Consider the following 4,773-nt stretch of genomic DNA (forward strand, 5'->3'; position numbering starts at 1 on the left):
GGCCGGACCCTATGGCGAAAAGCACAAGGTCTCCGGCCTGCCCACCCTTCAGTTTACCGCGACCGGTGTCATTGATGACGTCATGCGCTGCCAGACCATGGAATTCAAGGCCCCCGATGATCTGATCTATGTCCTGGGCGTCACCCGAAATGAATTAGGCGGCTCCGAGTACTACGACCTCTTTGGATACCTTGGCCTGAACGTGCCTCAGACCGATTTTACCGCCAATCTGTCCCTTTATGAGGCCTTTTCAAGGTCTTACCAGGACGGTTTGATCGCTTCGGCGCGCGGTCTTTACCGGGGCGGCCTGGGTGTCCACCTGGCTCTGGCCTCCTTGGGCGGCGGCCTGGGGGCTGATGTTGATCTGGACCGTCTCGTGGTTGATACAGAACGGGCCGTTTCCTGGTCACTGTGAGGCCGGAAGATCAGGCCCGTTTTGAGGATTTTTTTCAGGGGCTGCCCCTAGCCCTGGCAGGCCAAGTTCGGGACGATCGTACCTTATTGATCACAACCGGCGGCCGAGAGGTTGTTCGGGCCGATATCGAGGATTTACGTACCGCTTTCAAGCGGCCTTTTGGAGACCTGAGATGACTCAGGTGAAAGAGACCCTTAAAAAAAAGGCGCGTGCGCTTGTCCTGAGCGGATTCGGGATCAACTGCGATCTCGAAACCGAGTACGCTTTGAGGTGCGCCGGGGCTGAGGCTGAGCGCGTTCACGTCAATGAACTTATCTCCCTCTGCCGCCAGGGGCCAGGCCTGGCCTCTTATCATATCCTGGTCCTTGACGGCGGATTTTCCTGGGCCGACGATCACGGGGCCGGTGTGCTTCTGGGGCTTAAGCTTCGTTCTCACCTGGGCGATCATCTGGAAGAGTTTATCACCGCAGGCAAGCTGATTTTCGGAATATGCAACGGCTTTCAGGCCCTGGTGAACATGGGATTACTCCCCGGCATGGATGGTGATTACCAGACCCGCACCGTGGCCCTCACGGCCAATGACTGTGGAAATTTCCGCAACGACTGGGTCTGCCTGGTGGCAGACCCCGGCTCCAGGTGCGTTTTTACACAAGGCCTGGCCAGGATTGACCTGCCTATCCGCCACGCCGAAGGCAAGTTCTACGCCTCATCAGAAACAATCCATAGGCTCAAGGATTCCGGCCAGGTGGCCCTGAGATACGCCACGCCAGACTATGAACCGGCCCAAGGCGCTTTTCCATACAACCCCAATGGTTCACTCGATGACATCGCGGGTATCTGTGACGAGACCGGCCGCATCTTCGGGCTGATGCCTCACCCTGAGGCCTTTCACCACCTGTCCAATCATCCCGACTGGACCAGGACCCTGGACCGAATGAGACGCTCAGGCCAAACCCCCACAGATCTGGACGGCCACGGCCTCCTCATCTTTCGCAATGCCGTGCAATACGCGAAAAAAAACCTGCTCTGAGTTCCATCCAACCAATTGAAAGAATAGAAACCATTAACCGCGGAGAGCGCAGAGATAATAAAAGGAAATTCTTTTTCAGGAGGCGAAAATGAAGCCTGAGACATGGGCTGAGGTGGTAACCGTTGGTTCGGAACTGGTACTCGGCCAGCTGGTGGATACAAACGCCGCTTATATGGCCCGGGCCCTGTCCGATATCGGAGTGGGCCTGGCCTATCACACCACCGTGGGTGACGACCGGAAGAGGATGTCAGAAGCCTTTCAAATTGCCTTGGATAGATGCCAGGTCGTGATCACCACCGGCGGGATCGGGCCGACTGAGGACGATCTGACGCGGGAAGTCTGGGCTGAGGTCCTGGGACGGGAGCTTTGCTTTCATCCAGAGCTGTGGGAATGGATCCAGGAGCTGTTTAAGCGGGCGGGCTTCAAGCTGTCTCCGAATAATCGCCGCCAGGCTTTCATTCCCGATGGGGCGGAAGTCATTCCCAACCCCAGAGGCACGGCGCCGGCCTTCTGTTATGAGACCGGCGACCGCATCGTTTTTTGTCTGCCCGGTGTGCCCAGAGAGGTGGAGCCCATGATCAAGGAGGAGGCTTTACCTCGCCTGGTGAAGAAATACGATCTGGGCGGCCAGGTCATCCAGAATCGTGTCCTCAAGGTTTACGGCCTGGGCGAGAGCAATGTGGACGCCCAGCTCAAGGAGATTATCGTTTCATCGAAAAATCCGACCATCGGCCTCCAGGCCTCCCAGTTTGAAACCATGGTCCGGCTGACCGCTCGGGCCGGGAGCGCAGAGGAAGCCCTGCGCCTGCTGGATCAGGGTGAAGCCCGCATTCAGGAGAAGGTCGGACCATTCATCTTCGGCCATGATAAGGAAACCCTGGCCGGAAACACGGCCCGACTGCTCGAAGAGAAAGGGCAAAGCCTGGCCGTGGTGGACGCGGTTACCAGAGGGGTAATCTGCTCAGAATTGGGACGGGCGGTCAGAACGGATTTATTTAAAGGCGGCTTGATCCTTGATCATCCATCGCCTCCAGCCGAATTGTGTACCCGAACCCGCAAGGAGTTCGAGGCAGACGTCTGCCTAACTGCGGCCGGATTTTTTGAGAATGAACGGCTCAGGGTCGAGGTCCATGTCAGCGGACCTGAGGCGCAGTACGAACGATCTCAGGTTTTCGGCGGCCCGCTTCCCATAAGGCTCACACGGGCCGGGACAATGGTCCTCTTCACCTTGTACCGTTTTTTACGGGGAGATTGACAGGAATGAGCGGCGTGAACCTGAAAAATGTGGCCGTGGTTCTTCACCAGCCCCAGCTTTCAGAAAACATCGGCACCGCGGCCCGCGCCGCAGGCAACATGGGCCTGGGCCGGTTGATCGTGGTTGAGCCTAGGCAGATGGAGGAAGATATCATCATGGCTGCAGCCACCAGGGTCGGCCAACGTCTAGCTCAAGACCTGGCGGTTTATGACAATCTAGCCGAGGCCCTGTCTGATTTTAATTACGTGGTCGGCACCACGGCCCGGACAGGGCCAAAGCGCGGCCCCTTCTCGTCCCCCAGGGCGCTGGCCCGGAAGCTGATTGAACTGAGTCAGGACAACCGCATCGCCATTGTCTTCGGACCGGAAAGGACAGGGCTGACATCGGCAGAACTGCGCCTCTGCCAGGCCGTTGTTTCCATCCCCACGGCTTCTCCGGCGACAAGTTCCCTCAACCTGGCCCAGGCGGTGCTGATCATGGGTTACGAACTCCTCATGGCTCAGTCTGATGAAATTCCAACCCCACGGATAAATCTCGCTCCGGCCCATGAAGTCCAGGCCATGTATGATCATTTGAAAAAGGCGCTTCTCGAGCTGCGCTTCCTGCCTGAGGAGAACCCAGATTACTGGCTCATGAGTTTTGGGCGCATTTTTAACCGGGCCGGGTTGACCCATGAAGACTGCAACCTGGTGCGCGGCCTGGCCCGCCAGATTCTGTATGTGACCCAGCACGGGTCCTGGCCGAAGAAAGAGAAGGCTAAATAGGTTATCAGATTTATCCTTGAGTCTCAGTAGCCGATTTTACAGGTTGCTTCAAATATTCGGCGGGATCTCTTTTGTCCAATTCTTCCTTCATTTGTTTTTCTTGTACTGCACCTGGTTCCTTAGACACACATTAAGCCTCAGACGGGTGGCCTCGACAACTTGTTGTCGAGGTCGCGAAGCGACAAGAGGGTTGATCGGAACGGGTTGGCCAGGTATGATGAACCCATGAAAAAAAGGCTTATCCACGACCCTAAAGGTCATGCGCATTTCATTACGTTTTCCTGGTACAAGAGACGCCGCCTTCTGGATGAGCCACGAACTAGGCATATTGTGGTCAGTGTATTAGCCTCACAACTGCTAAAACAAAATGGGAACTGCCTTGGTTTTGTTATTATGCCTGATCATGTACATGCTCTCGTCCGGTTCCCTGAGCAAGGACAACTCAGCTTTTTTATGAAGCAATGGAAACAGCGAAGCTCCGTCCATATCAAGCGAGTTCTCAAACAGATTCAGACTCGTTATATTGAAAAAATCAATCTGAATGACCCGGTATGGCAACGTCACTACCATAGCCTCAATGTCTTCTCAGAGGAAAAGCTTATTGAGAAACTTAAGTACATGCATAACAACCCAGTGGGAGCGGGCTTGGCGAATACGCCGTGTGCGTGGCCTGACAGCTCCGCCCGTTATTACGAACAAGGGAAATCTGTCGGGGTAGCGATTGGATAAACACTAGAGGCAGACCTCTTGTGCTGACGCACCCCGACAAAATTGTCGGGGCCACCCGTCGGACACTTTACTTGTCAAAATAAACCGGACAGATCACTTGTCAATAACAGATCATTGGAATCGTATTAGCTCTTTCACAGCCTACTTTGTGGATATAAAACTAAGTTCACATGGTTGGCTCAGGGATTCATCAACTAACCTGGCTGTACCATGAGTTTATTAAGGAGGCACAGAAATGAATTCCATATCCAGCGCACCGCCGCCTCTGGTTCGGGTTACCCGCGGCGGGCTGACCGAGAGCCTGCACCGCGGCTCGATCCTAGTGGTTGAGGCCTCGGGCCGTCAGGTCACGACCCTGGGCGACCCGGAGGAGGTGGTTTTCCTGCGTTCAGCCGCCAAGCCGCTCCAGGCCCTGCCGGTCATTGAAACCGGGGCGGCTGACCGGTTTGGTTTGACCCCGGCTGAGATGGCCGTCATGTGCGGATCATTAAACGGCCAGGATTTTCAGGTCGCGGCGGTGCGTTCCATCCTGGACAAGATCGGCCTCAAACCCACGGCTCTGGACTGCGGGGTTCACCGG

The 4,773-nt window shown here is 55.8% G+C and carries 7 protein-coding genes; all 7 read left to right on the top strand.

All coding sequences use genetic code 11. The features are described 5' to 3' along the window. The coding region (locus tag JRI95_16300; protein ID MBW2063105.1) for a phosphoribosylformylglycinamidine synthase at window positions 1-415 on the top strand (415 nt) is incomplete at its 5' end. Continuing rightward, window positions 412-591 carry a hypothetical protein gene (locus JRI95_16305; GenBank protein MBW2063106.1) on the top strand — a complete coding sequence of 60 codons (180 nt, stop codon included), beginning with the start codon at window positions 412-414 and terminating at the stop codon, window positions 589-591. The genes JRI95_16300 and JRI95_16305, both read left to right, overlap by 4 nt. Beyond that, window positions 588-1,445, top strand: a complete 858-nt coding sequence (locus JRI95_16310) for a phosphoribosylformylglycinamidine synthase subunit PurQ (protein MBW2063107.1) — start codon at window positions 588-590, stop codon at window positions 1,443-1,445. The genes JRI95_16305 and JRI95_16310 overlap by 4 nt, the downstream gene beginning before the upstream one ends. Window positions 1,446-1,533: 88 nt before the next feature. Continuing rightward, window positions 1,534-2,700: a CinA family nicotinamide mononucleotide deamidase-related protein gene (locus JRI95_16315; protein ID MBW2063108.1), complete on the top strand. Its 1,167-nt coding sequence runs from the start codon at window positions 1,534-1,536 to the stop codon at window positions 2,698-2,700. Between the two features lie 5 nt (window positions 2,701-2,705). After that, the gene (locus tag JRI95_16320; GenBank protein ID MBW2063109.1) at window positions 2,706-3,464 is read left to right on the top strand and encodes a TrmJ/YjtD family RNA methyltransferase; all 759 of its coding nucleotides are present in this window, start codon (window positions 2,706-2,708) and stop codon (window positions 3,462-3,464) included. 225 nt (window positions 3,465-3,689) lie between these two features. Further along, window positions 3,690-4,193 carry a transposase gene (locus JRI95_16325; protein ID MBW2063110.1) on the top strand — a complete coding sequence of 168 codons (504 nt, stop codon included), beginning with the start codon at window positions 3,690-3,692 and terminating at the stop codon, window positions 4,191-4,193. Window positions 4,194-4,428: 235 nt separating this feature from the next. Further along, a partial coding sequence (locus JRI95_16330; GenBank protein MBW2063111.1) for an asparaginase occupies window positions 4,429-4,773 on the top strand: 345 nt, incomplete at its 3' end.

It is taken from the genome of Deltaproteobacteria bacterium (genome assembly GCA_019308995.1).
Taxonomy (GTDB): domain Bacteria; phylum Desulfobacterota; class Desulfarculia; order Adiutricales; family JAFDHD01; genus JAFDHD01.